Annotated in this window: 3 protein-coding genes; all 3 read left to right on the top strand. The window is 69.9% G+C overall.

Annotated features, from left to right (window positions below):
- The coding region (locus AAC997_RS17890; protein ID WP_340647061.1) for an ATP-binding protein at positions 1-1770 on the top strand (1770 nt) is incomplete at its 5' end.
- Between the two features lie 76 nt (positions 1771-1846).
- Positions 1847-2833, top strand: a complete 987-nt coding sequence (locus tag AAC997_RS17885; RefSeq protein ID WP_340647060.1) for a nitronate monooxygenase family protein — start codon at positions 1847-1849, stop codon at positions 2831-2833.
- A gap of 254 nt (positions 2834-3087) precedes the next feature.
- Entirely contained in the window at positions 3088-3825 is a 738-nt protein-coding gene (locus AAC997_RS17880; protein WP_340647059.1) for a carbon-nitrogen hydrolase family protein, read from the top strand.
- Positions 3826-3914: the final 89 nt, after the last annotated feature.

The raw sequence follows: 3914 nt of genomic DNA, 5'->3' as shown, positions 1-3914 counted from the left end.
AGCCCCATCTGGGTCAACGCCGCCTGGCTGGCCGCCGTCGACGCCGCCAGCCTGGACGACGCCGCCGCCAAGGGCTTGAGCTTCGACAAGGCCGCCGACGTCCTGGCCGCCGAGGCCGCCAACCTGGGCCGCAAGCGCGAGGCCCTGCGCTGGTCGTCCTTCGCCGGCCGCCGTCGCGCCTTCCAGATCACCGCCCAGCCGCTGGAGGGCGGCGGCGTCGGGGTCTGGACCGAGGACGTCAGCGAGCTGGAAGAACTGCGCGAGGCCCTGAAACGCCACGTCGAGGCCCACGACGAGACGCTGAACCACATCGCCGACGCGGTCGCCATCTTCTCCAAGACCAAGCGGCTGATCTTCCACAACACCGCCTTCGCCGACCTCTGGGGCCTGGAGCCCGCCTGGCTGGCCGAGCGCCCGACCCACGCCGAGATCCTCGACCGCCTGCGCCAGCGCCGCCGCCTGCCCGAGACCGCCGACTATGTGAAGTGGAAGGCCAGCGAACTGGACCGCTACGAGGCGCTGGACGCCAGCCCCGACGACATGTGGTCGATCCCCGACGGTCGCACGCTCAAGGTCGGACGCCAGGTCCATCCGCTGGGCGGCATCGTCCTGCTGTTCTCCGACATCACCGGCGAGCTGCGTCTGAAGGCCCAGTACAACGCGCTCATCCAGGTGCAGCAGGCCACCCTGGACAAGCTCAACGACGCCGTGGCCGTGTTCGGCGCCGACGGCCGCCTGCGCCTGCACAACGAGGCCTTTGAGCGGTTCTGGAACATCAGCCCGCAACAGCTGGAGCTGGCCCACGACTTCGAGGGCGTCGTCGAGCTCTGCATTCCGCGCCTGCACGACATGGGCTTCTGGCGCGAACTCAAGGGCCGGGTCGCCGACACCGACCCCGCGGCGCGGGCCCCCATCTCCGGCGAGGTGAAGACCAGCGACAGCCGCATCGTGGTCTATCAGTCGCGCCCCCTGCCCGACGGCGCGACCCTGATCGCCTTCGGCGACGTCACCGACGCCCGCAAGCTAGAGTCAGCCCTCGCCGACCGTTCCGCGGCGCTGGCCGAAACCGAGCGGCTGAAGCGCGACTTCGTGGGCAACGTCTCCTATGAGCTGCGCACCCCGCTCACCACCATCATCGGCTATTCCGAACTGCTGGAGCGCTCGGGCGAGAACCTGTCGGAGCGCGGCCGCAGTCACGCCGCCGCCGTGCGCTCAGCCGCCACCCAGCTGGCCCGCTCCATCGACGACGTGCTGGACATGGCCCAGATCGACGCCGACGAGATGGCGCTGGACCTGGCCGACGTCCACGTCGCCGAGCTGGTGAACGCCGCCGCCGCCCGCCGCGCCGACGAGGCCGCCGCCGCCCAGGTGACCGTGAAGGTGGAATATCCCGACGACATCGGCGTCATCCGCGGCGACATCAAGCGCCTGGCCCAGACCCTGGACCACCTCACCGAGAACGCCATCCGCCAGACCCCGCCCCAGGGGACCGTCACCATCTCCGCCCGCCGGGCGCTCGGCGAGATCCAGCTGCAGGTCTCCGACACTGGCCGCGGCATTCCCTTCCACGTCCAGGCGCACATCTTCGACCGCTTCATCGGCCGCGAACGTGGCGGCCCCGGCTTGGGCCTGGCCCTGGTGAAGTCCCTGGTGGAGCTGCACGGCGGCTGGGTGGCCCTGGAGAGCGAGCCCGGCGCCGGCGCCACCTTCACCTGCCACCTGCCCGAGGAAGCCCAAGGGGCGGCGGGCCATCCCGAGCTGGGTTTCTAAAGAACCAGGTGAAACCTGCCCAAAGCCCCTGCTAGTCTGGCGTCAGCTCAGAAAAACGGAACAGGGACCAAGGGAAATGATCAAGACCAGGATTACGGAGATGTTCGGCGTCGAGACGCCGCTCGTCATGGGCGGCATGACCGGCGTCGGCTACGCCCGCCTGGTGGCCGCCGTCGCCAACGCCGGGGCGCTGGGCTTCATCACCGCCCACCATTCCAGCAACAAGCAGGAGCTGCTGGACGAGATCGAGCTGTGCCGCAGCCTCACCGACAAGCCGTTCGGGGTGAACCTCACCCTGCTGCCGTCGCTGAACAAGATTCCCTATGACGAGTACCGCGAGGCCATCATCGAGAGCGGCATCAAGATCGTCGAGACCGCCGGCCGCAATCCCACCGACCACCTGCCCGCCTTCAAGGAGGCCGGGGTGAAGGTCATCCACAAGTGCACCTCGGTCCGCCACGCGGTGACCGCCGTGCGCCACGGCGTGGATATCGTCTCCATCGACGGCTTCGAGTGCGCCGGTCATCCGGGCGAGGACGATGTCGGCCTGATCGTCCTGCTGCCGGCCACGGTGGACGCGCTGGGCGACGTGCCGGTGATCGCCTCGGGCGGCATGGCCGACGGCCGCAGCCTGGCCGCGGCCCTGATGCTGGGCGCCGACGGGGTCAATATGGGCACCCGCTTCATGGCCACCCAGGAATGCGCCATCCATGAGAACGTGAAGAAGAAGATCGTCGAGAACACCGAGCGCGACACCCTGCTCACCAACCGCACCCTGCGCAACACCAGCCGCGTGGCCCGCAACGCGGTGTCCGAAGAGGTGGTGGCGATCCAGCAGGACTCGACCAAGACCATCGAGGACGTGCGCCACCTGGTGGCCGGTGTCCGCGGCCGCACCAACGTCATGGGCGCCGGCGACACCGACGGCGGCATCTGGACCGTCGGCCAGAGCCAGGGCCTGATCCACGATATCCCCACCTGCCAGGACATGGTGGCCAACATCATGCGCCAGGCCGAACAGGTCCTCACCAAGAACGCCCAGCGGGTGGTGGTGAGCGCGTAGCCGAAATAGCGCCCCTTCTCCCCTTGCGGGGTCGAGAGCGGCGCTTCGCCAAATCGTTGGCGAAACGCATAGCCGGACAAGCGGTCCGGCTCGCTCTCGACGGTGGCCGCTCGGAGAGCGGTCGGATGAGGGGTCACGCTCCCCTCTCCGGCCGCATCCAACCGCCCAAACCCGACAGGTCTATCAACCCCTCATCCGACCCTGGTCCGCAGGGCCACCTTCTCCCGCAAGGGGAGAAGGAAAACAGATCGCCCATGCCCCGCATCGCCGCCGCCCAGACGCCTGACTTCCGCGAGGACGTCGACTCCGCCCTCGCCTACGCCCTGACGGTGATCGCCGACGCCACCGCCCGGGGCGCCGACCTGCTGGTCTTCCCGGAAGGCTACCTGCAGGGCTACCTCACCGACGAACCCCTGGCGCGGCGCCACGCCCTGGATCTCGCGGGCCCCGCCTTCGCCGCGATCCTCGCCCGCCTGCCACCCACCGGCCCCACGATCGTTCTCGGCCTCATCGAGGAGGAGCACGGAGCCCTCTTCAACACCACCGCCGTCATCGCCCACGGCGCCCTGCTGGGCCGCTGCCGCAAGACCCACCTGCTGGCCGGCGAGACCTGCTTCACCCCCGGAACCGACTGCCCCGCCTTCGAGGCCGGCGGCGTCCGGTTCGGGATCAACATCTGCTACGACACCAACTTCGCCGACGCCGCGCGCAAGGTCGCCGACACCGGCGCGACCCTGCTGGTCTGCCCCGCCAACAACATGATGAAGCGCACCACCGCCGAGCACTGGCGCGACCGCCACAACCCCGCCCGCGCCGAACGCTGCCGCGAGACCGGACTGTGGCTGATCTCCGCCGACGTCACCGGCGAGCGCGACGGCGCCGTCGCCTGGGGCCCCACCGCCGTGCTGAACCCGGACGGCGAGGTCACCGCCCAATTGCCGCTGAACCAGCCGGGGTTGCTGGTCTTCGACCTCCCCGGCGCCTGGCCCTGAAAGCCCCTCCCCGCAAGGCAGAAGGACCCGCGCGCCCTAAACCGCCTCCACCCGGAACCGCGACCGCCCCCGCCGCGCCGAACGCTGCC

It is taken from the genome of Phenylobacterium sp., from assembly GCF_037968635.1.
GTDB lineage: Bacteria > Pseudomonadota > Alphaproteobacteria > Caulobacterales > Caulobacteraceae > Phenylobacterium.
This window is presented reverse-complemented; position numbering and strand designations above follow the sequence as displayed.